Here is a 24,015-nt window from a genome sequence, read left to right as displayed (position 1 = left end):
TGGGGGCCGAGGGGGTGTTTGGGGGTTGGGGGTTGTCTTCGCTGACCCCCGTGGGGGCGACGCCGTTCGCCTCAGGCATCAAACGCCCCAGGCACCCACTCCACATCATCCCCTTCGAACGCCACGATATCGAACCGGCACGGCCGTGCCGCATCCCACGGGTGCGCGGCCATCCAGATATGCGCGGCGCTGATGATCCGCTCGCGCTTGCGTGCGGTGATCGAACCCAGCGCGCCGCCAAACGCGGCGCTGCGCCGGTAGCGCACTTCCACGAAGACGAGCACCTCGCGGTGGCGCATGACGAGGTCGATCTCGCCGTGCCGGCAGAGGAAGTTGGCCTGCACGAAGCGCAGGCCGCGGTCTTCCAGATAGCAGCGCGCCGCGTCCTCGAAGTGGTCTCCGGTGGCGCGGCGCGGGGTGGTGCAGGGGCTTTCGTTTTTCACGCGGACTCCATTCCGCGCCGGGGTGGTCAGGGTTTAGCCGCCGCCATTCTCGACGGTCGGCGCGGTGGCCGGCGCTTCGAGTTCAAGGCTACCCGCGACCGGGTGGGCGACGCCGTCAGCGAAACGCGCCCAGATGAGTACGCGTCGGACCCGTCCGAACTCATCCGCGACCAGCTGGCCGGTGGCACCGGGCAGGTAGGCGCCGGCGTGGCCGCGCATCCAGTCGATGTACGGCACGAGGCCCCACGCATCCATGCCGAAGGCGAACAGGCGTGCGGCGACACCCTTGGTCGAGGGCAGGGCGGTCGCGAGGTCGGCGCGGCGCGGCAGGCCGGGCTGCGCATCGAACAGCCACGGTGCATCGCAGAATTCCACGCCTTCGAGGTCGCGATCCGAGGTCGGGTCGTCGCCGCCGGAATAGACGTGCGAAGTCGCGAACACCGGCAGGTTGTCCTTGGCCAGGCGCAGCTGCGGCAACAACAGGCGGGCCTGCTGCGGCTTCATGCTGATGAAGACGCCGCTGGTGGTCGCTTCTTCCTCGGTCGGCACCGGTAGGCCGGAGAGCTGCGAGGAGAAGTCGATGCTGTTGGCGTCGAGCGTGACCTGGCTTGCGAGCGTGCCACCGCGGGCCTGCCACTCCGCCTTGAAGGCGTTGCCGGCGCGACGCGCGAAATCATCGGTGGAGACGATGACCGTGGCGGTCTTCATGCCCTTGTCGGCCATGTGGTCGGCGACCTGCGCGCCTTCAGTTTCCGGCAGCAGGCCGAATTCGTTGGCGCCCGCCGGCGGCAGGTTCTTGCTGTCGCTGGGGTAGTTCAGCGTGAGCATCGGCGCGGGGAGGGCGCCCTTGGCGAAGATGGCCGAGACGCCTTCGCGGTTCAGCGGGCCGACGACGAAGCGCGCGCCCTCGGCGACCGCCTTGTCGTACGCGGCGACCGCGTGCGCGGCGTCGTTGCCGGCGTCGTACACGACGACCTCCGGGCGCGGCGCGTTCGCGTGCGCGGAATCCACGTAATGGGTGAAGAAGCCATCGCGGATCGCCGCGCCGGCGCCGGCGAGCGGGCCGCTCAGCGGCAGGATCAGGGCGACCTTGTCCGGGACCTTGTAGCCCTCGCGCACGCCCTGGTTGCCGGTGACGGTGCCGACCGCCTGGTCGAGCACGGCCGGTGCGCGGCTGACGTTTCCGAGCTGGGCCTGGGCCTCGGTGACCCAGGCGCGCATGGGATCGTTCGCGCCCATGCCGGTGCCGCGGGCGGTGAGGTCCGCGTTGCCCATGCCGGTGAGCAGGGTCAGGATCTCGCGGCGGTTCTGTTCGCGATCGATGCCGCGCAGCTGGCCATCGAGCTCGACGCGCGTCTGCGCGGCGCTCCACGGATCACCCGAGGCGGCCTGCGCACGGGCGCGCAGTTCGGCGAGGCGCTGCTCGACCTGCGGCGACACGCGTGCCGGCGGCTTCCCGGTCAGGGACAGCGCGGTCTTCGGATCATTGTTCTTCAGCGCGATTTCGGCGCGCAGCGCGTCGAAGCGCAGCGCATCCTCGCCCTCGAGGTGCGAGCGGCGGATGTCGGCGATCAGGGGCGCGGCGCGGTCGAGCGCGCCTTCCTGGCGGTAGGCCTCGCCGGCCAGCAGCTTGTAGTAGTCGCGGTGGTCGGGATCCTGCTGGGCCAGCGCGAGATACGCCTGCGCTGCCTGGTCGAACTGGCCGCGCGTATACATCGCCTGTGCGGCCTGGGTCGCCTCGCCCGAGGGGCTGTGGGCTTCGGGCCGCGAAGCGCCCGGGGTCACGCAGCCGGCGAGGGCGGCGCTGATGAGGACACTCAGGGTCAGGGCGCGGATCGATCGCATCGCAAGTTCCTTAGGGCGCGAGGGCGCCGCAGGGCGCCGAAACGAGGGGATCATAGCCTATCGATCCGCGAGGCCGATGTGACCAGCCGGCCGGAACCGCGCATGGCGCAGGGTGCGGTGGCTTGTCCGGCCATGCGTGGGCGGCGGACACGGACAGTGTCCGCGGACACCGGCTGGCGCGGCGGCCCTCGGGCCTAAGTGACTGATCGCACGCGCTGTATGGTTGGGCCCGGGGCTTGGCCCGCGTCTTGCTCAACCCCTCCCATGACGAAAGGGGGCGGATAGGGAATGTTTGGCTACTACTTCGAATTGGCGGTGCGCAGCCTGCGCCGCAATCCCGTGCTTACGGGCCTCATGGTGCTGGCCATCGCCGTCGGCATCGGCACCAGCATGACCACGCTCACCGTGATGCACCTGCTCTCGGGCGACCCGATCCCCGGGCGCAGCGCGCAGCTGTTCTATCCGCAGGTGAGCCCGGATACCGTGCGCGTGAACTCGCTGCACCCCGCGGAGCTCATGGCTTACCGCTCGGCCATGGACCTGTGGAGCGCGAAGCGCGCCGATCGCCAGGCGATCATGGTGGATAGCCAGCTGAAGGTACGTGCGCCGGGAACCAACCTGCCCGCGCTCATGCAGTACATGCTCTCGACCACCACGGATTTCTTCAGCATGTTCGATGTGCCGTTCGAATACGGCAGCGCGTGGAGCGCCGATGACGATGAGAAGCACGCGCGCGTCGCGGTGATCTCCTCCGACTTCAACCACAAGCTGTTCCACGGCGAAAACAGCGTGGGCCGCATCATCCGGCTGGCCAACACCGATGTGCGCATCGTCGGCGTGCTCAAGCCCTGGCGGCCATCGCCCCTGTTCTACGAGGTGCACGGTGGGCGCATGGCGGGTGGCGATACGGCGGATTTCTACCGCTCGCCGCAGAACATCTTCACCCCGTTCCAGACGGGGCTGGAGATCAACGACGGCAACTTCCAGCAATTCACCTGCTGGCGCGTGCCCGAGACGCCCGGCCACCTGAAGAACGCGGCCTGCCAGTGGGTGTGGCTGTGGGTGCAGTTGAATGATTCCTCGAAGGTGGCTGATTACCGCCGCTTCGTCGCAGGCTATGCGGAGCAGCAGAAAGCCAGCGGGCGCTATACGCAGACGCTCACGGCCGTGCCTTCGCTGATGGAATGGATGACCACCAACCGCGTGGTGCCTGGCGATGTCCGCCTGCAGACCTGGCTGGCGTTCGCGTTCCTGGTGATCTGCCTGTGCAATTCCATCGGCCTGATGCTGGCGAAGTTCCTGCGCCGCAGCGGTGATTTCAGCGTGCGTCGCGCGCTGGGCGCCACGCGTGGCGCGGTGATCGCGCAGTGCCTGGTCGAGGCCGGCGTCATCGGGCTGGCCGGTGGGCTGGCGGGGTGGCTGCTTACCCTGGCGGGGCTATGGCTGGTGCGGCGGCAGGATGTGGCCTATGCCGACCTGGTCCACCTCGATCCCTCGATGTTCGCGGTGACCTTCGTGCTGGCCGTGGTGGTCAGCCTGCTGGCGGGCGCGTTGCCCGCGGTCAGGGCGGGCGGTGTGGCCCCCGCGCTGCAACTGAAGACGCTGTGAGGATGCCCGGCATGTCACTCCATCCGATCCTCGCCTCGCTCCGGCACCACCGCCTGGCCACGCTGCTCATCGTGTTGCAGATCGCGCTGGCCTGCGCGGTGATGTGCAACGCGTGCTCGCTCATCGCCGCGCGCTGGCATGCCATGCAGCTGGTCAGCGGCGTGGATGAAAGCTCGCTGGGAGCGCTTTACCTCACCGGTTACGAGCCACAACAAGCGAATGACCTCAATGCACGCATGTTGGAGGGTCTGCGCAGGATCCCGGGCGTGACCTCGGTGAACATCGTGAACACCGTACCGTTTGGCCCGCAGGCCGGCACGGTGGGCGTCACGCTGGATCCCGCGGGTAAGCGGTTTGGCGGCGTCGTCGACTTCTACCTGGGCACCCCGGGGACGCTGGAGGCGATGGGCGTGAAGGTGATCGAGGGGCGTGCGCCGACGGCGGAGGAGTACCGGGTGGTCGAAGATTTCGTGCCGCACGAGGCGGGCGTGCTGGTGACGCGGTCGCTGGCCAATCACCTGTGGCCGGGTGATAGTCCGTTGGGCAAGGAGTTCTGGATCGACCACTTTCATTACCGGGTGATCGGGGTGTTGCAGCGCCTCGCCATCGCAGTGCCTGGCTCGCGCGGCGCGGAGTCTTCTGACTGGTCGGTGTATGCGCCTGCGCTCGCCGGGCCCCGGTTCGCCGGTACCTACATGCTGCGCGCGGCGCCGACCGATCTTCCCGGCGTGATGCACAAGGCGCGCGAGGCGGTGGCGTCGCTGGCGCCCGATGCCGTGCTGACCCGCGAAACGAGCCTGTCCATACCGGAACTGCGCACCCTGCGTTTCGCCAACGACAAGGCCATGATGGGGATCCTGTTCGGCATCATCATCGCGCTGCTGCTCGTGACGGCGCTGGGTATCGTCGGCCTGGCCAGCTTCTGGGTGGCGCGCAGGCGCAAGCAGATCGGCATCCGCCGGGCCATCGGCGCGACCCGGCGCGACATCCTGCATTACTTCCAGCTCGAGAACTTCCTGATCGTGAGCATGGGCATCGTCGCGGGAGGCGTGCTGGCCTACGGGATCAGCATCGGGCTGATGATGTACAGCGAAGTGCCGCTGCTCCCGCCGTCGTATTTCGCCGCTGGCGCGGTCGTGTTGTGGTCCCTGGGCCAGCTGGCGGTGCTAGGCCCCGCGCTACGCGCCGCAGCGGTACCGCCCGTAGCAGCCACCCGCGCGGGCTAAGCGCCGCCCCTCAACCTGTGGGAGCGCGCTCGCGCGCGATAATCACCAGCTCGTTACCCTCATCCCCTGTGGGAGCGCGCTTGCGCGCGATAACACCCCGCCTCAGTTCCCATAAAGCGACTTCCTGGCCGCCCCCGTAATCGCCGCCGCCAGCTTCGCCGCCTTGGCCGGCGGCAATTCCTCCTTGAGGATGCCGAACACGCGCAGCCCCTCGGCCAGCTTCTCATCCTCTCCCGCCTCGCGCCCCGCCACCATCACGACGAACTCGCCTTTCTGCTGGTTCGCGTCCGCCGCAACCGTACCGACCAGTTCGCCCAGCGGCGCGCCGAGCACGGTTTCGAACAGCTTGGTGAGCTCGCGGGCCACGACGGCCTCGCGATCGGCGCCGAACACATCGCGCATGTCCTCCAGGCACTCGAGGATGCGATGCGACGATTCATAGAAGATGAGCGTGCGGGCTTCACCGGCCAGCTCGGACAGGCGCCCCTTGCGCGCGCCGGCCTTGGCGGGAAGGAAGCCCTCGAAGATGAAGCGGTCGCTGGGCAGGCCCGCGACCGAGAGCGCAGCGACCAGCGCGCTGGCGCCCGGCACCGGGCTCACCTTCAGCCCGGCCTGCCGCGCGGCGCGCACCAGGCGAAAGCCGGGGTCGCTGATCAGCGGGGTGCCGGCGTCGGAGACCAGGGCGACGTCGTCGCCGTTGCGCATGCGCTCTACCAATCCATCCACCGCCGTGCGCTCGTTGTGGTCATGCAGGGCGACCAGCGGCTTGTCGATGCCCAGGTGCTGCAGGAGCGGCCGGGTATGCCGGGTGTCCTCGGCGGCGATGACGGCCACCGCACGCAGCGTGGCCACGGCACGCGCACTGATGTCCTCGCGGTTCCCGATCGGCGTGGCGACGACGTGCAGCGTTCCGGGGCGGGGAGTGGGCATGGGTGGGGCCAGTCGAGTGAGCGAACACGAATTGTAGCGAACCCGTAGGAGCCCACCCTGTGGGCGACGCCGTTCGCGACCCGACACAGGGTCGGCGGCGGTATCGCGAAAGATGTCGCCCACAGGGTGGGCTCCTACGGCGGGATGGGTCTTGCCTCGAGCACCCATCGCGCGCGAGCGCGCTCCCACAAGGGCTTCTGCCGTATAATCGGCGGTGGAGTCGGCCGGGCAGTCGCGTCGCGCCTTGTGCGCGTCGAGGAAAGTCCGGGCTCCATAGGGCAGGGTGCCAGGTAACGCCTGGGCAGCGTGAGCTGACGGCCAGTGCAACAGAGAGCAGACCGCCGATGGCCCCGCAAGGGGATCAGGTAAGGGTGAAAGGGTGCGGTAAGAGCGCACCGCGTACGGGGCTAACGTCGTACGGCACGGTAAACCCCACCCGGAGCAAGACCAAATAAGGGGATCATGATGCGGCCCGTATCGTCCCCGGGTAGGTTGCTAGAGCCTGGCGGCGACGCCAGGTCGAGAAGAATGACTGCTACGCCGCAAGGCGCACAGAACCCGGCTTCCAGGCCGACTCCAAGCTGCTTGATGCCCACAGGGTGGGCTCCTCGCTTTGCGTAGGAGCCCACCCTGTGGGCGACGCCATTCGCGGGAGCGTTACTGGTCCTGCCGCTGTATCGCGAAAAATGTCGCCCACAGGGTGGGCTCCTACGACGGTTTCGCGAATCCAGCAATTCGTGGGGCGATCGGGCATGCGATCGTCGTCGCGATGTGAATGCGAATTCAGTCACACACCTGATTTCGCTCTCAGGCGAGCCCTGAGAACGTGTACGCGAAATCAAAAAATCCCCGCGATTCAACCACCTTCCGTTGATTGCTCAGAAATGGCTGGAATTAGTGATGAACAGGAGCTTTCTCCTTGATTCACAAGTAAAAATTCCTTGACAGTCTCAGGACCCGAGACTATCGTGGGCCCCAGTGTGAAATCGTGGGATTTGGTGGGGCGGGCAACCAGACATGTTCCAAGGCGAAACAGCCATCACGGTCGACGACAAAGGTCGTCTGACGATTCCGACCTCGTATCGGGATCAGGTGGCGGCCGCCTGCGGTAATCGCCTGGTTATCACCTACAACCCCTTCGAAACCGGCTGCCTGTGGATCTTTCCTTACGAGGAATGGGAGCGGGTACGCGACGACGTCAACAAGCTCCCATCCGTAAAAGCCGTACACCGCAACCTGCAGATGAAGCTCGTCGGCGCCGCCGCCATCGTGGAACCCGATGGCGCGGCACGCATCCTCCTGCCATCCAGCCAACGGGCGGCAGCAGGGATCGAGAAAAAGGCCGTGCTCCTCGGCATGGGCAGCAAGTTCGAGCTTTGGAGCGAACAGGCCCACCTCGCCAAGATCCGCCAGACGATCAGCGAGGACGAGATCAGCGACGACATGGCGGAGCTGCGGCTGTAACGAAAACCCTAAGAACAGGTAGTCAGTGAAACGGAGCGGGATGTAGCGATGGCGGGGCGCGATGTGCACATCCCGGTGATGCTCGACGAAGCGGTGGAGGGTCTCGCTGTGCGCGAGAACGGGCGGTATCTCGACGGGACATTCGGCCGCGGCGGTCACGCCACGGCGATCCTTGCCCGTCTTTCCGCCGAAGGCCGCCTGTTCCTGATGGATCGCGACCCCACCGCCATCGCCGTGGCCGAGACCGGCCTGGCGACCGATCCGCGCGTCAGCCTGCGCCACGACAACTTCGCGACCATGGGCGAGTGGCCCGCGCTGGCCGAGGGTGGCCTCGACGGCATCCTGCTCGACCTCGGCGTATCTTCGCCGCAGCTCGATGACGCCAGCCGCGGCTTCAGCTTCATGGCCGATGCGCCGCTCGACATGCGCATGGATACGACCCGTGGCATCAGCGCGGCGGATTTCCTGCGCGACGCTGAAGAAGCCGAGATCGCCGACGTGCTGTGGACCTTTGGCGAGGAGCGCTTCAGCCGGCGCATCGCCAAGGCCATCGTCGAGCGCCGCGCGACCGCACCAATCACCCGCACCGGCGAGCTCGTCGCGCTGGTGGCGAGCTGCGGCGTCCGCCGCGAGCCCGGCAAGAACCCCGCGACCCGCACGTTCCAGGCCCTGCGCATCCGCGTGAACGAGGAGCTCTCCTCGGTCGAGCGCGCGCTCGATGCCGCGCTCGAACTGCTCAACCCGGGTGGCCGCCTCTCGGTCATCAGCTTCCACTCGCTGGAAGACCGCATGGTGAAGCAGTTCATCCGCTCGCACGAAGGCCGCGTGCAGGGCAGCCGCCGCGCACCGCCGAAGGAAGCGCCGCCGGCGCGCCTGAAGCCGGTGGGCAAGGCGATCTTCGCCTCCGACGCCGAAGTGGCCGCGAACCCGCGTTCGCGCTCCGCCGTGCTGCGCGTCGCGGAGAAGCTCGCATGAAGACCTTCGGCGCCATGTGCCTCACGCTCCTGCTGCTCGCCGTCATCGGCAGCGCGATCGGCGTGGTGTGGACGCGCCATGAGAGCCGCGTGCTGTTCGTGGAGCTCTCGCGCCTGCAGACGCAGAAGGACGACCTGGGCGTGGAATACGGCCGCCTCGAGCTCGAGCAGGCCACCTACGCCGAACCCAGCCGCATCGATGGCGACGCCCGCGAAAAGCTCGGCATGTTCACGCCGAAACCGCAGGACATCCAGCTGGTGCGTCGATGAGGGCGCGCCAGGGCAAGCTCGTCGTCCCCAGCCGCCGCCGCGGCCAGGGCCCGAGCCCGCGCAAGCGCATGACGGTGATGGTCGCGGTGCTCTGCGTGGCCGCATCGGGCCTGCTCGTGCGCGCGTTCGACCTGCAGGTGGTGCGCAAGCAGTTCTACCAGGACCAGGGCGATGCCCGCTTCCTGCGTGAAATGCCGATCGCCGTCTCGCGCGGCACCATCTTCGACCGTAATGGCGAGCCGCTGGCCGTATCGACGCCGGTGGCTTCGCTGTGGGCCAACCCGCCCGAACTGCTCGAGAACGCCGACCGCATCCCGGACCTGGCGAAGGCGCTGCACGTCGATGCCGACGACCTGAAGTCGAAGATCGAAGCGCGTGCCGACAAGGAATTCATGTACATCACCCGCCAGATGCGCCCGGAAGACGCGCAGGCGGTGATGGACCTCAAGATCCCGGGCGTGAACTCGCAGCGCGAGTACCGCCGCTATTACCCGTCGGGTGCGGTGAACAGCCACATCCTCGGTTTCACCAATATCGACGACCACGGCCAGGAAGGCCTGGAGCTGTCGTACGACCCGTGGCTCGCAGGCAAACCGGGCGCGAAGCGCGTGATCCGCGACCGCATGGGCCATGTGGTGGAAGACGTGGAACTGGTGCGCGAGCCGCAGCCGGGCCGCGACCTCACGCTCTCGATCGACCGCCGCATCCAGTACCTCGCGTACAGCGCGCTGAAGGATACGCTGGAGAAGAACAAGGCCGATTCCGGTTCGATCGTGGTGATGGACGTGCACACCGGCGAAGTGCTGGGCATGGCCAACCTGCCGTCGTTCAACCCGAACGCCGTGCGTGGCAGCAGCCCGGGCGATCGCCGCAACCGCGCGGTCACCGACGTGGTCGAGCCCGGCTCGACGATGAAGGCCTTCACCATGGCCGCGGCGCTCGATAGCGGCAAGTACACGCCCACCGCGCCGCTGATCGAGACCTCGCCCGGCACGTGGATGATGGGCGGCCACCCGGTGCGCGATACGCATAACTGGGGCACGCTCACGCCCACCGGCGTGATCACCAAGTCCTCCAACGTTGGCGCGGCCAAGATCGCGATGACGCTGGATACGGACAAGATGTACGACATGTTCAAGTCGTTCGGGATCGGCAACAGCACCGGCAGCGGTTTCCCGGGTGAAGCCTCGGGCTACCTGCCGGTGGGCCGCACCTGGAAGCCGATCGAAAAGTCGCGCATCGCTTACGGCTATAACCTCAACGTGACGCCGCTGCAGCTCGCCACGGGCTACGCGGCCATCGCCAACGGCGGCCAGTACCGTGCGCCCAGCTTCATCAAGGGCGCCGACAACCCGCCGAACCAGGTGGTGAGCCCGGAGATCGCGCACGAGCTCGTGCGCATGCTGGAAACCGTGCTTGCCCCGGGCGCCACCGGTTACGGCTTCGCTTCGGTCGCCAACTACAGCGTGGCCGGCAAGACCGGTACCTCACACAAGAACTCCGCTGGCGGCTACTTCGCCAACAACTACATCTCCCTGTTCGTCGGCATGATCCCGGCCAGCAACCCGCGCCTTGTCACCGTGGTCGTGATCAACGACCCGAAGGGCGGCCATTACTATGGCGGCTCGGTGGCGGGCCCGGCGTTCGCCAACGTCATGACCGGCGCCGTCCGACTTCTCGACATTCCGCCTGACAACGTCGGCCGCTGGTACGCCGGCGGCCCGAGCCAGGGCGGGATGATCGGCACGACCAACGCACCACCGGCCGCGGATGAAAGCGCGGCGGAAGAGGTGGTGCCATGAGCAGCATGAACCTCAACGAACTTCTGAATGGTTTCGCCGACGCCCAGGGCGCCGGCGAAATCGTCGTTTCGGGCCTTTCGCTCGATTCACGCGAGATCGCCGCGGGCAACGCCTTCGTGGCGCTGCGCGGTACGAAGGGCCATGGCATGGACTTCGCGGCGAAGGCCGTGGAGAACGGCGCAGCCGTGATCCTGGCCGAAGCGCCGTTCGACGCCGCCGACCCGGGCGTGCCCGTCGTCACCGTGAAGGACCTGCGCGAGCACACCGGTGCCATCGCGGCGCGCTTTCACGGCGAGCCGACCGAAGCGCTCGAGGTGATCGGCGTCACCGGTACCAACGGTAAGACCTCGACCGTGCAGCTGATCGCCCAGGCCCTGGCCTTCCTGCACCGGAAGCCGGCTACGGTCGGTACGCTCGGTGCAGGCATGCACGGTGCCGTCGTGGAAGGCGAGCGGACCACGCCCGATGCGATCAGCATGCAGGGCCTGTTTGCCTCGTTCCGCGCCGAAGGTGCAACGCACGTGGCGATGGAAGTCTCCTCGCATGCGCTGGAGCAGGGCCGGGTCAACGCGGTGCATTTCGATATCGCGGTGTTCACCAACCTGACCCGCGACCACCTCGATTACCACGGTACGATGGAGGCCTACGGCGCCGCCAAGGCGAAGCTGTTCGCGTTCCCCGGCCTGAAGGCCGCCGTGATCAACGTGGACGATGCGTTCGGCGTGAAGCTGGCGAAGGGCCTGCCGGAAGGCGTGGCGAAGCTGCGCACCTCCATGGCCCACGATGCCACCGAGAAGGATGCGGAAGTCCGCGCCGACATCGTCGTCACTTCGGCCAAGGGTCTCTCGTTCAACCTGAGCACCCCGTGGGGCATGCGCACCGTGCGCAGCGCGCTGCTCGGCCGCTTCAATGTCGCCAACCTGCTGGCCGTGGCCGCGGTGCTGGGCGCGCTGGGCGAGCCGTTCGAGCGGATCCACGCGGCGCTCGAGGCGCTCGAGCCGGTGAACGGCCGCATGAGCCGCCTGGGTGGCGATGGCAAGAAGCCGCTGGTGGTGGTCGATTACTCGCACACGCCGGATGCGCTGAAGCAGGCGCTGCTGGCGCTGCGCTCGCATACCAAGGGCAAGCTGATCTGCGTGTTCGGCGCGGGTGGCGATCGTGACGCGGGCAAGCGCCCGATCATGGCCGGCATCGCCGAGCGCCTGGCCGACGTGGTGATCGTCACCGACGACAACCCGCGTAGCGAAGACGGCGACGCCATCGTCGCGCAGATCGTCGCCGGCTTCGTGCATCCGGACACCGTGGCCGTCGAGCGCGACCGCGCGAAGGCAATCGCGCTGGCGCTGAACGGCGCGAAGGCCGATGACGTCGTGCTGATCGCCGGCAAGGGCCACGAGACCTACCAGGAAGGCCCGGACGGCAAGCTGCCGTTCGATGACCTCGCCGTGGCGCAGGGCCTGATGGCCCAGCCGGCTGCGAAGGGAGCGCGCGCATGATGCGTCTCTCCGCCGTCGCCCTCTGGACCCGCGGCCGCCTGCAGGGCGCCGACACCGACGTCACCGGCTTCGCCATCGATACCCGCAAGGTGCAGAAGGGCGACCTGTTCGTCGCCATGCCCGGCGAGCACGTCGACGGCCATGATTTCGTCGCCGCCGCCGCGGAGAAGGGCGCGGCCGCCGCGCTGGTGACCCCCCCGGGCGCCCTCGACCGGCCGCAGGTCATCGTCAACGATACGCAGCTGGCGCTGGGCGACCTGGCCAGCTCGGTGCGCGCACAGAACAACAAGGTGCGGGTGATCGGCATCACCGGTTCCAACGGCAAGACCACGGTGAAGACGCTCACGGCGTCGATCCTGTCGCGCCATGGGCGTACCCACGTCAATGCCGGCAACTACAACAACGAGATCGGCATGCCGCTCACGTTGCTGGCCATGCCGGCAGACACCGAATACGCCGTGCTCGAGATGGGCGCGGGCAAGCCGGGCGATATCGATTACCTGGCTGCCATCGCGCGGCCCGATATCGGCCTCGTCAACTCCATCGCCGCCGCGCATCTTGAGCGCATGGGCACGATCGAAGGCGTCGCTGAAACCAAGGGCGCGCTGTACCAGTCGCTGCCGGCTGATGGCGTCGCCATCATCAACGTCGATGACGAGCGCTTCATCAGCCTGTTCACCGGCCTTGCCGGCTCGCGCCGCGTGCTGCGTTACGGCCTGGAGCACCGCGCGGATATCGGCGCGGATATCGTCGAGGAGCGCATCGACGGCACCCATTTCGTCCTCAGCACGCCGCATGGCGATGGCGACGTGCACCTGCCGCTCGCCGGCCGCCACAACGTCGCGAATGCGCTGGCCGCCGCCGCGATCGCCTGCGCGCTGGATGTGCCGGTCGAGACCATCGTGGAAGGCCTGGAGCAGGTGCCGCACGTCGCGGGCCGCCTGAACCTGGAACCGATGAAGGGCGACTGGACGCTGATCGACGACAGCTACAACGCCAACCCGGGCTCGGCCACCGCGGCGATCGAGACGCTGGCGCTGGCCCGCGGCGAGCGCTGGCTGATCCTCGGCGACATGGCCGAGCTGGGCACCGATACGCTGAAGATGCACGCGGCCACGGGCAAGCTCGCCCACGATCGCGGCATCGAGCGGCTGCTGGCCACCGGCGTGAAGAGTGCCGCCGCCGTCGAGGCCTTCGGCGCCGGCGCACAGCATTTCGCCACGCAGGAAGACCTCATCGAGGCAGCGTGTGCGCAGATCCACGAGGGCGTCACCGTCCTGGTGAAGGGCTCGCGGTCGTCCGGCATGGAGCGGGTCGTCGCGGCGATGAAGAAGTACGCTGAAGGAGCATCCCATGCTGCTTGAACTGGCGGAATGGATGGCTCGGCACTTCACGTCGCTGCATCTTTTCCAGTACATCACCTTCCGCGCGATCATGGCGGCGCTGACCGCGCTGTGCGTCTCGCTGCTGCTCGGCCCCGCGCTGATCCGCAAGCTGGCCGCGCTGAAGGCCGGCCAGGTCGTGCGCAGCGACGGCCCGCAGACGCATCTGTCGAAGGCCGGCACCCCGACCATGGGCGGCACGCTGATCCTGTTTTCGATCGGCATCGCCACGCTGCTCTGGGCCGACCTGAACAACCGCTACGTGTGGGTGGTGCTGCTGGTCACGCTGTGCTTCGGCGCGATCGGTTTCTACGACGACTACCGCAAGCTGGTGCTGAAGGACAGCCGTGGCCTCGCCAGCCGCTGGAAGTATTTCTGGCAGTCGGTGTTCGGCCTCGCCGCCGCGCTGTTCCTTTACTACACCCACCAGCTGCCGGCCGAGACGGCGCTGTACGTGCCGCTGTTCAAGCAGGTGGCACTGCCGCTGGGCCTGGGCTTCGTGGTCATCGGCTACTTCATCATCGTGGGCTTCTCCAACGCGGTGAACCTGACCGATGGTCTGGATGGCCTGGCGATCATGCCGAGCGTGCTGGTCTCCGGCGCGCTGGGCATCTTTGCCTACCTCGCGGGCAACAAGCTGTTCTCCGAATACCTCGGCATCCCGAGCATCCCGGGTGCAGGCGAGCTGGCGATCTTCTGCAGCGCGCTGGCCGGTGCCGGGCTTGGCTTCCTCTGGTTCAACACCTATCCGGCCCAGGTCTTCATGGGTGACGTGGGCGCGCTGGCCATCGGTGCCGCGCTGGGCTGCGTGGCGCTGATCGTGCGCCAGGAGATCGTGCTGATCGTGATGGGCGGCGTCTTCGTGATGGAAACCGCCTCGGTGATGCTGCAGGTCGGCAGCTTCAAGCTGCGCGGCAAGCGCATCTTCCGCATGGCGCCGATCCACCACCACTTCGAGCTGAAGGGCTGGCCCGAGCCGCGCGTGATCGTTCGCTTCTGGATCATCAGCGTCGTGCTGGTGCTTATTGGCCTGGCTACGTTGAAGGTGCGCTGAGACACATGTTTGGCATGGGTAACAAGCAGGCACAGCGCCGGCAGGGGCCGCGGGGGAGTTTCGACATCCCGCTGCTCGTGGCCGCGCTCGCGCTAGCGGCGATCGGCGTGGTGATGGTCACCTCCAGCTCGATCGCCGTGGCCGACGGCTCGCACGTCGGTGCCTTCTATTACCTGAAGAAGCACCTGGGCTTCCTGGTCGGCGGCTGCATCCTTGCCGGCGTCGCCATGCGCACCGAGCTGAAGCTGATCGAGAAGCACAGCACGCTGCTGCTGTTGCTCGGTGTGGTCGGCCTGTTGCTGGTGTTCGTCCCCGGCTTCGGCATGCGCATCAATGGTGCGCGCCGCTGGATCAACCTGTTCGTCACCAGCTTCCAGCCGGTGGAAGCGATGAAGGTGATCCTGGTCGCCTACCTCTCCAGCTACCTCGTGCGCCACCGCGAAGGCGTGGAATACGAACTGTTCGGCGTGGTGAAGCCGATCGGCGTGGCCGGCTTCATCGTGCTGTTGCTGCTGGCCCAGCCCGACTTCGGTTCGGCCGCGCTCGTCGTCGCCACCACCGTCGGCATGGTCTGGCTGGCCGGCGCGCGCATGCGCAACCTGTTGCTGCTGGCGCTGCCGCTGGTGCCGCTGCTGATCTACGCGGCGACCGCCGAGGATTACCGCATCAAGCGCCTCACCTCGTTCCTCGATCCGTGGAAGGATCCGTTCAACGACGGCTTCCAGCTCACCCAGGCGCTGATCGCCGTGGGGCGTGGCGAGTGGCTCGGCGTGGGCCTGGGCTCCAGCGTGCAGAAGCTGTTTTACCTGCCCGAGGCGCACACCGACTTCATCCTGGCCGTGCTCGCGGAAGAGCTGGGCCTGGCTGGCATCGCCACCGTGATCGGCCTGTATGTCGTGCTCGTGGGCCGCGGCCTGTACATCGGCCTGAAGGGCGTCGAGCTCGGCCACCGCTTCTCTGGCTACGTCGCTTACGGCATCTCGCTGATGCTGGGCTTCCAGGCCATGGTGTCCATCGGCGTGAACCTGGGCGTGCTGCCGACCAAGGGCCTGACCCTGCCGCTGATCAGCTCGGGCGGTTCGTCAGTGCTGATGACCTGCTGCATGGTCGGCGTGCTGCTGCGTGCGACCTTTGAAATCAACCGCGCCGAGGATGCCCGCCAGACGGCGGTGCGTAACCCGGCCGTGGCCGTGCCGACATCCGCGCCGATCGGGGGTGTCGCATGAGTGGCCCCGTGCTGATCATGGCCGGCGGTACCGGCGGCCATATCTTCCCCGGCCTGGCCGTGGCCGACGAACTGCGCGCGCAGGGCATTCCCGTCGCGTGGCTCGGCGCCGAAGGTGGCATGGAGACCCGCGTGGTCCCGCCGCACGATATCCCGCTGCACACCATGAAGGTGGGTGGCCTGCGCGGCAAGGGCATGAAGACCCGCCTGCTGGCGCCGCTGATGCTGGCGCGCGCGCTGTTCGAGGCGCTGGCGCTGCTGCGCAAGCTGCGCCCGCGCTGCGTGCTGTCGATGGGCGGCTACGTGGCTGGCCCCGCCGGTGTCGCCGCGCGTCTGGCCGGCATCCCGCTGGTGGTGCACGAGCAGAACGCCGTCGCCGGTTTCACCAACCGCAAGCTCGCCTCGTTCGCGAAGCGCGTGCTCACCGGTTTCCCGAACGTGCTGCCCGGTGCGGAGTGGGTGGGTAACCCGGTGCGCGCGTCGATCGCCGCGCTGCCGGCTCCTGCCGTGCGCTTCCACCAGCGCAGCGGCGCACCGCGCCTGCTCGTGCTTGGCGGCAGCCTCGGCGCACGCACGCTGAACAACGCGGTGCCGAAGGCGCTGGCCTTGCTCGCCGCGCACGACGTGCGCCCGGATGTGGTGCACCAGACCGGCGAGCGCGGCCTGCGGGAAGCCGTCGATGCCTATACGGCGGCCGGCGTCGCCGCGAATGTCGTGCCCTTCATCGAGGACATGGCTGGCGCTTACGAGTGGACCGACGTAGTGGTGTGCCGCGCTGGCGCGCTGACCGTCGCTGAACTCTGCGCCGCCGGCCTCGAAGCCGTGCTGGTGCCGTTCCCGCACGCGGTGGATGACCACCAGACCGCGAATGCCCGCGCCATGGTCGACGTCGGCGGTGCACGCATCGTTACCGATGCCGCGCTCAACGAGTCCGACGCGGCGCGTTCGCTCGCCCAGTTGCTTGTCGACCTGTTCGCCGACCGCGAGCAGATCCTTACCGCCGCGAACGCCTCGCGCTCGCTGGCCAAACCCGACGCTGCATCAACGATTGCCCGTCACTGCATGGAGGTTTCCGCATGACGCCCGGTCGTTTGCGCGCCCACGATGATTTCATGACCTCGTTCCGTCGCGTCCATTTCATTGGCGTGGGTGGCGTTGGCATGAGCGGTATCGCCGAAGTGCTGGCGAACCTTGGTTACAGCGTGTCCGGCTCGGACCGCGCGAACTCGCCGACGGCCGAGCGCCTTGCAAAGCTCGGCGTCGATGTGCGCATCGGCCATGAGGCCGCGAACATCGATGGCGCCGACGTGGTGGTGATCTCGAGCGCGATCCGCCAGGACAACCCGGAGCTGGTCGCCGCCCACGCCGCGCGTATCCCGGTGGTGCCGCGCGCCGAGATGCTCGGCGAGCTGATGCGCTTCCGCCGTGGCATCGCCATCGCCGGGACGCACGGCAAGACGACCACCACCAGCCTGGTCGCCAGCGTGCTCGCCGAAGCGGATTACGATCCGACCTACGTCATCGGTGGCCAGCTCAACGCCGCCGGCGCGAACGCGCGCCTGGGCACGGGCCAGTACCTGGTCGCCGAGGCGGATGAATCGGATGGCTCGTTCCTGATGCTCTCGCCGGTGATGGCCGTCGTGACCAACATCGACGCCGACCACCTCGAGAACTACAACGGCGACTTCGCCCAGGTGAAGAAGGCCTTTGGCGACTTCCTGCACCGCCTGCCGTTCTACGGCGTGGCCGTGCTGTGCATCGACGACGAGGAAACGAAGAAGCTGGCGCAGGACACGTCGCGCCGCCTGATCACCTACGGGATCGACAACGCCGGCGCCGACGTCACCGCGACGAACGTGCGCCAGGTCGGCTTCCAGATGCAGTTCGACCTGCACCTGCCGGGTCTGGTCGATGCCGTGGCCGTCACGCTGAACCTGCCGGGCCGGCATAACGTGCAGAACGCGCTGGCCGCGGCCGCCGTGGGCTGGCAGCTCGGCGTCGAGCCGGCCGCCATCGCGCACGCGCTGGCCGGTTTCGAAGGCGTGGGCCGCCGCTTCCACCGCCGTGGCGAGATCGCGCTCGACCAGGGCAGTGCGCTTCTGGTCGACGATTACGGCCACCACCCGCGTGAGCTGGCCGCCGTGTTCGCCGCTGCCCGCGGTGGCTGGCCGGATCGCCGCCTGGTCGTGGCGTTCCAGCCGCACCGTTACAGCCGCACGCGCGACCTGCTCGACGATTTCGCCAACGTGCTCGCGGAAACCGACGTGCTGGTGCTCACCGAGGTGTACCCGGCCGGCGAATCGCCGATCGCGGGCGCCGACGGCAAGGCCCTGGCCCGCGCTATCCGTGCGCGCGGCAAGACCGATCCCGTGCTGGTCGACCACCCGCGAGACCTGCGCGCCACGCTTTCCGCGCTGGCCCGCGACAACGACCTGATCATGCTGCTGGGCGCCGGCGATATCGGTGCCGCGGCGGTCGAGCTGGGTAACGCCGGCAACCTGAGGACTTCGAAATAATGAGCAGCACCCGTTTCCCGCGCCGTGTCACCGATGCCGCCGAGTTCGGCCGCGTCGCCGTGGTCATGGGCGGCAACTCCGCCGAACGCGAGGTCTCGCTGAACTCCGGCAAGGGTGTGCTTGAGGCGCTGCGTAGCGCCGGTGTCGATGCGCACGCCATCGACGGTATCCCCGCGCTGCTCGACGCCGTGCGCGCCGGCCACTTCGCCCGCGTGTTCAACATCCTGCATGGCGCCGGTGGTGAGAACGGCGAGCTGCAGGGTGCGCTGCAATCGCTCGGCATCCCGTACACCGGTTCGGGCGTGCTCGGTTCGGCGCTCTCGCTCGACAAGGTCCGCGCCAAGCAGGTGTGGGTCGCCCTCGGCCTGCCCACCCCGAAGTTCAAGGCGCTGCCGCGCGGTGCCGACGTGCACGCCGCCGCCCGCGAGATCGGTTTCCCGCTGATCGTGAAGCCGGCCTGGGAAGGTTCGAGCGTGGGCGTGAGCCGGGTGTTCAAGGAAGAGGACCTCGACGAGGCCGTGACGCTTGCCCAGCAGTACCCGGGCGACATGCTCATGGAGACGCTGATCGAGGGCGATGCGCAGGAAGGCGGTGAGTTCACCGTCGGCATCGTCGGTCGCGAGGTGCTGCCCACGATCAAGATCGTGCCGGCCGGCGAGTACTACGACTTCAACGCCAAGTACATCTCGGACGAAACGCAGTACCTCTGCCCGGGCCTGTCCGGCGCCGCCGAAGACGAGATGCGCGCGCTCGCGCTGCAGGCCTTCGATGCGCTGGATTGCTTCGGCTGGGGCCGCGTCGACGTGATGCGCGACCGCCACGGCAAGAACTGGCTGCTCGAGGTGAACACCGCCCCGGGCATGACCTCGCACTCGCTGGTACCGAAGGCCGCCGCCGTCGCCGGGCTCGATTACCCGGGCCTGTGCTGGCGAGTGCTGGAAACCTCCATGGAACGGGAGGCCGCGAAGTAATGAAAGGAGCCGCCGCCACGCGGATCGTCGCATGGGCTATCGCCATCACGTTGGTGGCGCTGCCTGTCGTGGGCGTGATGCAGGGCTGGTTTGCCGCCGGCCGCTGGCCGGTGACCCAGCTGAAGGTGGAGGCGGAGTTCGCCCATGTGAGCGCCGAGCAGATCCGCAGCGCCGCGATCCCCCACCTTGGCAAGGGCTTCTTCGCCACGGACCTGGAAAGCGTGCGCGCGGCGATCGGCAGCCTGCCATGGGTGGAATCGGTGGAAGTGCGCAAGCGCTGGCCCGATACGCTGCTGGTGCGCATCTACGAGCGCCAGCCGTTCGCACGCTGGAACGAAGACAAGCTGATCAGCCGCACGGGCCAGGTGTTCGATGCGCCCGGCGCCGACCAGATGGGCGACCTGCCGCGGCTCTCGGGCCCGGATTCGCGCCTGGCCGAGGTGGTGAGCTTCTACGCCCAGGTGCGCAAGGCGTTCGAGGGCAGGGTGGGCATGTCGGTGACCGGCGTGTCGCTCACCCAGCGCGGCAGCTGGAGCGTGATCATGGATAGCGGCGCCGAGATCGTGATCGGCGATCGCGAACAGGCTGACCGCCGCCTCGCGCGCTTCCTGGATGTGTACCCGCAACTCATTGCAGGTCATCGTGGCGGTTTCGCCTACGCCGACCTGCGTTACACCAACGGATTCGCCATCCGGTGGCCGCCATCGGACAACACGGCCACACCCAAGGTCGGAACCTGAGCTAGAACATGAGAAACAAGAACGACAAACAGCTCGTCGTCGGCCTCGACATTGGCACCTCCAAGGTCGTCGCGATCGTGGGCGAATACGAGCCGGGCGAACCGATCGAAGTGATCGGCATCGGCACCCACGTGTCGCGCGGCATGAAGCGCGGCTCGGTGGTGGATATCGAATCGACGGTGCACTCGATCCAGCGCGCCGTGGAAGAGGCCGAGCTGATGGCCGGCTGCGATATCCGCTCGGTGTACGCCTCGATCTCCGGCAGCCACCTGGAAACCCGCAACTCGCACGGCACCGCGGCGATCCGCGACCGCGAGGTGATGGCGGGCGACCTGGAGCAGGTGCTGGAAGCCGCGAGCGCCGTGGCGATCCCGGCCGACCGCAAGGTGCTCTACAAGGAATCACAGGAATACCGCATCGACGGCCAGGACGGCATCCGCCACCCGGTCGGCATGAGCGGCGTGCGCCTCGAAGCCAGCGTGCACCTCGTCACCGGTGCGGCTTCGGCGGTGCAGAACATCTCCAAGTGCATCCAGCGCTGTGGCCTCTCCGTCGATGAACTGGTGCCGGCGGCCGTAGCGAGTGCCAAGTCGGTCCTGACCGAAGACGAGCTCGAACTCGGCGTGTGCCTGGTCGATATCGGTGCGGGCACGACCGACATCGCGATCTACACGCAGGGTTCCATTCGCTACACCAAGTCGCTGCCGGTCGGCGGCGACCAGGTGACGAACGACATCGCGTATGGCGTGCACACACCTACCGCTCACGCGGAAGAGATCAAAATCAAATATGCGTGTGCGCTCGCGCAGCTTGCCCACGCGGAAGAAACGATCCAGGTGCCGAGCGTGGGTGATCGCCCGCCGCGCCGCCTGGCCCGCCAGGCGCTGGCCCAGTCGGTACAGGCACGTTATGAAGAAATCTTCGAGATGGTGCAGGACGAACTGCGCCGCTCGGGTTACGAAAGCCTCGTGGCCGCCGGCATCGTGCTGACGGGCGGCGCGGCGCGCATGGAAGGCGCGCTCGAACTGGCGGAAGAGATTTTCCACAAGATGGTCCGCGTGGGCGTGCCGCAGCACGTCTCGGGCCTCGGCGATGTCGTATCCAGCGAACTGCATTCCACCGGCGTCGGCCTGCTGCTGCACGGCTCGCGCGCCAGCGGCGGCGGTGCGCGGCACACGAGCTCGGCGGTGGGCAACGTAGGCAACGTGGTCGAGAAGTTCCGTAGCTGGTTTACCAAGAACTTCTAAAACAGTTTCACACCGAGATGTCGGTGCCCGATGGAAGGGGGGCGCCGGGGCAAGAGGAAGGCCCGCAACCCACGGTCGACAGGAGTCGCCCATGGGATACAAACCTAAAAAAACTAAAAGTTCTGCGGAGGACGGGAAATGTTTGAACTGATCGAAAAACTGGCACCGAATGCGGTCATCAAGGTCATCGGCGTGGGTGGTGGCGGCGGCAACGCCGTGGCCCACATGGTGAACTCCAACATCGAAGGCGTCGAATTCGTCGTCGCCAACACTGACGCCCAGGCCATGAAGACCTGCGGCGGTCGCACGCACCTGCAGCTCGGTGGCAACGTCACCAAGGGCCTCGGCGCGGGCGCCAACCCGGAAGTGGGCCGCCAGGCCGCACTGGAAGATCGCGAGCGCATCGAGGAAATGCTCGAAGGCGCGGACATGGTCTTCATCACCTGCGGCATGGGTGGTGGTACCGGCACGGGTGCGGCTCCGGTCGTGGCCCAGCTGGCGAAGGAGAAGGGCATCCTCACGGTCGCCGTGGTGACCAAGCCGTTCCCGTTCGAAGGCCGCCGCCGCATGCAGGTCGCCCTGAAGGGTATCGAAGACCTCTCGCAGCACGTGGATTCGCTGATCACCGTGCCGAACGAAAAGCTGCTCTCGGTCCTCGGCCGTGAAGTCACGCTGCTGAACGCCTTCAAGGCCGCCAACGACGTGCTGCTCGGCGCGGTGCAGGGCATCGCCGACCTGATCACGGCCCCGGGCCTGATCAACGTCGACTTTGCCGACGTGCGCACCGTGATGAGCGAGATGGGCATGGCGATGATGGGTTCGGGCACCGCCCGCGGCGACGACCGCGCGCAGGCTGCCGCCGAGTCCGCGATCAACAACCCGTTGCTGGAAGACGTGAACCTGGCCGGTGCCTGCGGCATCCTGGTCAACGTCACGGCCGGCCCGAACCTGACCATGCGCGAGTTCGACGAGATTGGCCGCGTGATCCACGACTTCGCTTCGGAAGACGCGACCGTGGTGATCGGCACCTCGCTCGATCCGGACATGCAGGACGACGTCCGCGTGACCGTGGTCGCCACCGGCCTGAACCGCGGCGTCGCCGCCAAGCAGCCGGTCCGCCAGCCGGTCCAGCAGCAGGTCGAAATGCGCCAGCGTCCGCGCCCGGTCGTGCTGCGCACGGGTACGGGTAACGAAGTGGTCGATTACGCCCACCACGCCGAGCCGACGATCTCGTCGAGCCCGCGCGCCGAGGCGGCACCGGCTCCGGCGGCCAAGACGGCCGAGCCGGCGATCGATTACCTCGATATCCCGGCCTTCCTGCGTCGCCAGGCCGACTAAGCGGCACTAACGCCATACACCAGGCACGTCAGGGATGACGTGGGGCAGGGCCCGGCAAGACGCCGGCCCGCCCGGGTGCCCCGCCGCCGTTCCCGTTCCGGGCGGCGGGGCACCTTCGTGCCCCCGAAAGGAAAGGGAACTTCCTCGTTAAATCGAGCTCCAAATGCGAACGACTTGCACCAATTGCTGAAGGGTTGGTGAAAGATGGCCAAGACTGTACTGGCCGGTTTGTTTATTCCGAGGTTAAGACTGTGTTAGCATCTCCAATACACCTGGCTGCTGCCACCAAGGTTTGACCCATCATGATCAAGCAGCGCACTCTCAAGAACGTCATTCGCGCCACCGGCGTCGGCCTTCATACGGGCGACAAGGTGTACATGACGCTCCGCCCCGCGGCTCCGAACACGGGCATCGTGTTCCGTCGTACTGACCTCAACCCGCCGGTTGAGCTGAAGTCGCGTCCGGAGAACGTGGGTGATACCCGTCTTTCCACCACGCTTATCAATGGCGAGGTCCGCGTGTCCACGGTCGAGCACCTGCTCTCGGCGATGGCGGGCCTGGGTATCGATAACGCGTATGTCGACCTGTCGGCGCCTGAAGTGCCGATCATGGATGGCAGCGCCGGTCCGTTCGTGTTCCTGATCCAGTCCGCTGGCATCGAGGAGCAGGACGCCCCGAAGCGCTTTATCCGCATCAAGAAGCCGGTCGTGGTCCGCGACGGCGACAAGTGGGCGAAGCTCGAGCCGTTCGACGGCTTCAAGGTGGGCTTCTCGGTCGAGTTCGACCACCCGCTCTTTAATAAGCGTAATTCGCAGGCCGAGATGGATTTCTCGACCACGTCGTTCGTCAAGGAAGTCAGCCGCGCCCGCACCTTCGGTTTCATGCGTGATATCGAAGCGCTGCGCGAGCGCAACCTGACCCTGGGCGGTTCGATGGATAACGCGGTGGTGCTCGATGACTACCGCGTGCTGAACGAAGATGGCCTGCGTTACGACAACGAGTTCGTGAAGCACAAGATCCTCGACGCCATCGGCGACATCTACATGCTCGGCCACAGCCTGATCGGCGCGTACTCGGCACACAAGTCGGGCCACGAACTGAACAATAAGCTGCTCCGCCAGCTGATGGCTGACGTCACGGCCTGGGAAGAAGTCAGCTTCAAGGACCCGGCCAAGGCCCCGATCAGCTACGCCCACCCGGCGCAGGCGGTCTAAGCCCAACCGCTGTCGTGGGAGCGCGCTTGCGCGCGATGCCCGCCTGAGAAAGCCCGGCCACAGCGCCGGGCTTTTTTGTGTTTGGGCGATCAGGCTCGCCTTCGGCTTCGCATGGCTCGGCTTACGCCATCGCGTCTAGCGCTCGGACGTCTCCGGGAAGAGCCCTTGGCGCCCACCCTCGCTGCTCAGACAGTCCACGTCGTTCGAAAAGGACGGCCGCTACGCGGCCCCGGTACTTATTTTGCCTACGGCCGCGAACCGGCAGCAGGG

20 protein-coding genes and 1 other RNA gene are annotated in these 24,015 nt (G+C 67.3%); 18 read left to right on the top strand and 3 right to left on the bottom strand.

The window, feature by feature from the left end; translation table 11 throughout:
• Positions 1-71: 71 nt before the first annotated feature.
• Together ACTHLF_RS05315 and ACTHLF_RS05310 are read right to left on the bottom strand one after the other, a co-directional pair.
• Complete coding sequence (locus ACTHLF_RS05315; RefSeq protein ID WP_440325491.1) at positions 72-443, bottom strand: YraN family protein; 372 nt, start codon at positions 441-443, stop codon at positions 72-74.
• Positions 444-476: 33 nt separating this feature from the next.
• Positions 477-2,288 (bottom strand): penicillin-binding protein activator, encoded by a 1,812-nt coding sequence (locus ACTHLF_RS05310; protein WP_440325489.1) that lies wholly within the window; start codon positions 2,286-2,288, stop codon positions 477-479.
• A gap of 288 nt (positions 2,289-2,576) precedes the next feature.
• Here ACTHLF_RS05310 and ACTHLF_RS05305 point away from each other — a divergent pair, with 288 nt between their 5' ends.
• On the top strand, positions 2,577-3,896 hold the full coding sequence (locus ACTHLF_RS05305; protein WP_440325488.1) for an ABC transporter permease: 1,320 nt from the start codon (positions 2,577-2,579) through the stop codon (positions 3,894-3,896).
• 11 nt (positions 3,897-3,907) lie between these two features.
• Positions 3,908-5,122, top strand: coding sequence for an ABC transporter permease (locus ACTHLF_RS05300; protein WP_440325486.1), 1,215 nt, complete (start codon positions 3,908-3,910; stop codon positions 5,120-5,122).
• A gap of 102 nt (positions 5,123-5,224) precedes the next feature.
• Here ACTHLF_RS05300 and rsmI read toward each other — a convergent pair whose 3' ends face one another.
• The gene (gene rsmI, locus ACTHLF_RS05295) at positions 5,225-6,052 is read right to left on the bottom strand and encodes a 16S rRNA (cytidine(1402)-2'-O)-methyltransferase (protein WP_440325484.1); all 828 of its coding nucleotides are present in this window, start codon (positions 6,050-6,052) and stop codon (positions 5,225-5,227) included.
• A gap of 216 nt (positions 6,053-6,268) precedes the next feature.
• Between rsmI and rnpB the strand changes: the two genes are divergently transcribed.
• The 16 genes from rnpB to lpxC all read left to right on the top strand — a co-directional run bounded on the left by rnpB (position 6,269) and on the right by lpxC (position 23,745).
• Positions 6,269-6,634, top strand: an RNA gene (gene rnpB, locus ACTHLF_RS05290) — RNase P RNA component class A.
• A 435-nt stretch (positions 6,635-7,069) separates the two neighbouring features.
• The gene (mraZ, locus tag ACTHLF_RS05285; RefSeq protein ID WP_440325482.1) at positions 7,070-7,516 is read left to right on the top strand and encodes a division/cell wall cluster transcriptional repressor MraZ; all 447 of its coding nucleotides are present in this window, start codon (positions 7,070-7,072) and stop codon (positions 7,514-7,516) included.
• 48 nt (positions 7,517-7,564) lie between these two features.
• On the top strand, positions 7,565-8,491 hold the full coding sequence (rsmH, locus tag ACTHLF_RS05280) for a 16S rRNA (cytosine(1402)-N(4))-methyltransferase RsmH (protein ID WP_440325480.1): 927 nt from the start codon (positions 7,565-7,567) through the stop codon (positions 8,489-8,491).
• Positions 8,488-8,760 (top strand): cell division protein FtsL, encoded by a 273-nt coding sequence (gene ftsL, locus ACTHLF_RS05275; RefSeq protein WP_440325478.1) that lies wholly within the window; start codon positions 8,488-8,490, stop codon positions 8,758-8,760. The genes rsmH and ftsL overlap by 4 nt, the downstream gene beginning before the upstream one ends.
• Positions 8,757-10,562, top strand: a complete 1,806-nt coding sequence (locus ACTHLF_RS05270; protein WP_440325476.1) for a peptidoglycan D,D-transpeptidase FtsI family protein — start codon at positions 8,757-8,759, stop codon at positions 10,560-10,562. Before ftsL ends, ACTHLF_RS05270 begins: the two co-directional genes overlap by 4 nt.
• A complete protein-coding gene (locus tag ACTHLF_RS05265) occupies positions 10,559-12,058 on the top strand; it encodes a UDP-N-acetylmuramoyl-L-alanyl-D-glutamate--2,6-diaminopimelate ligase (protein WP_440325475.1) in 1,500 nt (499 codons plus the stop codon). The genes ACTHLF_RS05270 and ACTHLF_RS05265 overlap by 4 nt, the downstream gene beginning before the upstream one ends.
• A complete protein-coding gene (locus ACTHLF_RS05260; protein ID WP_440325473.1) occupies positions 12,055-13,422 on the top strand; it encodes a UDP-N-acetylmuramoyl-tripeptide--D-alanyl-D-alanine ligase in 1,368 nt (455 codons plus the stop codon). Before ACTHLF_RS05265 ends, ACTHLF_RS05260 begins: the two co-directional genes overlap by 4 nt.
• Entirely contained in the window at positions 13,412-14,494 is a 1,083-nt protein-coding gene (gene mraY / locus ACTHLF_RS05255) for a phospho-N-acetylmuramoyl-pentapeptide-transferase (protein WP_440325471.1), read from the top strand. The genes ACTHLF_RS05260 and mraY overlap by 11 nt, the downstream gene beginning before the upstream one ends.
• 5 nt (positions 14,495-14,499) lie before the next feature.
• Positions 14,500-15,720 carry a putative lipid II flippase FtsW gene (gene ftsW, locus ACTHLF_RS05250; protein WP_440325470.1) on the top strand — a complete coding sequence of 407 codons (1,221 nt, stop codon included), beginning with the start codon at positions 14,500-14,502 and terminating at the stop codon, positions 15,718-15,720.
• Complete coding sequence (gene murG / locus ACTHLF_RS05245) at positions 15,717-16,799, top strand: undecaprenyldiphospho-muramoylpentapeptide beta-N-acetylglucosaminyltransferase (RefSeq protein WP_440325468.1); 1,083 nt, start codon at positions 15,717-15,719, stop codon at positions 16,797-16,799. The genes ftsW and murG overlap by 4 nt, the downstream gene beginning before the upstream one ends.
• Positions 16,796-18,235, top strand: coding sequence for a UDP-N-acetylmuramate--L-alanine ligase (gene murC, locus ACTHLF_RS05240; RefSeq protein WP_440325466.1), 1,440 nt, complete (start codon positions 16,796-16,798; stop codon positions 18,233-18,235). The genes murG and murC overlap by 4 nt, the downstream gene beginning before the upstream one ends.
• On the top strand, positions 18,235-19,206 hold the full coding sequence (locus tag ACTHLF_RS05235) for a D-alanine--D-alanine ligase (RefSeq protein WP_440325465.1): 972 nt from the start codon (positions 18,235-18,237) through the stop codon (positions 19,204-19,206). Before murC ends, ACTHLF_RS05235 begins: the two co-directional genes overlap by 1 nt.
• Positions 19,206-19,946, top strand: a complete 741-nt coding sequence (locus ACTHLF_RS05230; RefSeq protein WP_440325463.1) for a cell division protein FtsQ/DivIB — start codon at positions 19,206-19,208, stop codon at positions 19,944-19,946. Before ACTHLF_RS05235 ends, ACTHLF_RS05230 begins: the two co-directional genes overlap by 1 nt.
• A gap of 8 nt (positions 19,947-19,954) precedes the next feature.
• Positions 19,955-21,193 carry a cell division protein FtsA gene (ftsA, locus tag ACTHLF_RS05225; RefSeq protein WP_440325462.1) on the top strand — a complete coding sequence of 413 codons (1,239 nt, stop codon included), beginning with the start codon at positions 19,955-19,957 and terminating at the stop codon, positions 21,191-21,193.
• Between the two features lie 138 nt (positions 21,194-21,331).
• Entirely contained in the window at positions 21,332-22,531 is a 1,200-nt protein-coding gene (ftsZ, locus tag ACTHLF_RS05220; protein WP_440325460.1) for a cell division protein FtsZ, read from the top strand.
• A gap of 302 nt (positions 22,532-22,833) precedes the next feature.
• Positions 22,834-23,745 carry a UDP-3-O-acyl-N-acetylglucosamine deacetylase gene (gene lpxC / locus ACTHLF_RS05215; protein ID WP_440325458.1) on the top strand — a complete coding sequence of 304 codons (912 nt, stop codon included), beginning with the start codon at positions 22,834-22,836 and terminating at the stop codon, positions 23,743-23,745.
• Positions 23,746-24,015 lie beyond the last annotated feature (270 nt).

This window comes from Luteibacter sp. (assembly GCF_051958795.1).
Taxonomy (GTDB): Bacteria; Pseudomonadota; Gammaproteobacteria; order Xanthomonadales; family Rhodanobacteraceae; genus Luteibacter.
Note: the sequence above shows the minus strand (reverse complement) of the source record. Positions and strands in the feature narration are given on the sequence as shown.

Bases quoted from the DNA above. Each gene is read 5' to 3' on its own strand.
- ACTHLF_RS05235 (WP_440325465.1), top strand. From the start codon at position 18,235: ATGAGCAGCACCCGTTTCCCGCGCCGTGTCACCGATGCCGCCGAGTTC.
- ftsL (WP_440325478.1), top strand. From the start codon at position 8,488: ATGAAGACCTTCGGCGCCATGTGCCTCACGCTCCTGCTGCTCGCCGTC.
- rsmI (WP_440325484.1), bottom strand. From the start codon at position 6,052: ATGCCCACTCCCCGCCCCGGAACGCTGCACGTCGTCGCCACGCCGATC.
- ACTHLF_RS05300 (WP_440325486.1), top strand. From the start codon at position 3,908: ATGTCACTCCATCCGATCCTCGCCTCGCTCCGGCACCACCGCCTGGCC.
- rsmH (WP_440325480.1), top strand. From the start codon at position 7,565: ATGGCGGGGCGCGATGTGCACATCCCGGTGATGCTCGACGAAGCGGTG.
- ACTHLF_RS05270 (WP_440325476.1), top strand. From the start codon at position 8,757: ATGAGGGCGCGCCAGGGCAAGCTCGTCGTCCCCAGCCGCCGCCGCGGC.
- lpxC (WP_440325458.1), top strand. From the start codon at position 22,834: ATGATCAAGCAGCGCACTCTCAAGAACGTCATTCGCGCCACCGGCGTC.
- murG (WP_440325468.1), top strand. From the start codon at position 15,717: ATGAGTGGCCCCGTGCTGATCATGGCCGGCGGTACCGGCGGCCATATC.
- ACTHLF_RS05230 (WP_440325463.1), top strand. From the start codon at position 19,206: ATGAAAGGAGCCGCCGCCACGCGGATCGTCGCATGGGCTATCGCCATC.
- murC (WP_440325466.1), top strand. From the start codon at position 16,796: ATGACGCCCGGTCGTTTGCGCGCCCACGATGATTTCATGACCTCGTTC.
- ftsZ (WP_440325460.1), top strand. From the start codon at position 21,332: ATGTTTGAACTGATCGAAAAACTGGCACCGAATGCGGTCATCAAGGTC.
- ftsA (WP_440325462.1), top strand. From the start codon at position 19,955: ATGAGAAACAAGAACGACAAACAGCTCGTCGTCGGCCTCGACATTGGC.
- ACTHLF_RS05310 (WP_440325489.1), bottom strand. From the start codon at position 2,288: ATGCGATCGATCCGCGCCCTGACCCTGAGTGTCCTCATCAGCGCCGCC.
- ftsW (WP_440325470.1), top strand. From the start codon at position 14,500: ATGTTTGGCATGGGTAACAAGCAGGCACAGCGCCGGCAGGGGCCGCGG.
- ACTHLF_RS05305 (WP_440325488.1), top strand. From the start codon at position 2,577: ATGTTTGGCTACTACTTCGAATTGGCGGTGCGCAGCCTGCGCCGCAAT.
- mraZ (WP_440325482.1), top strand. From the start codon at position 7,070: ATGTTCCAAGGCGAAACAGCCATCACGGTCGACGACAAAGGTCGTCTG.
- ACTHLF_RS05260 (WP_440325473.1), top strand. From the start codon at position 12,055: ATGATGCGTCTCTCCGCCGTCGCCCTCTGGACCCGCGGCCGCCTGCAG.
- ACTHLF_RS05265 (WP_440325475.1), top strand. From the start codon at position 10,559: ATGAGCAGCATGAACCTCAACGAACTTCTGAATGGTTTCGCCGACGCC.
- mraY (WP_440325471.1), top strand. From the start codon at position 13,412: ATGCTGCTTGAACTGGCGGAATGGATGGCTCGGCACTTCACGTCGCTG.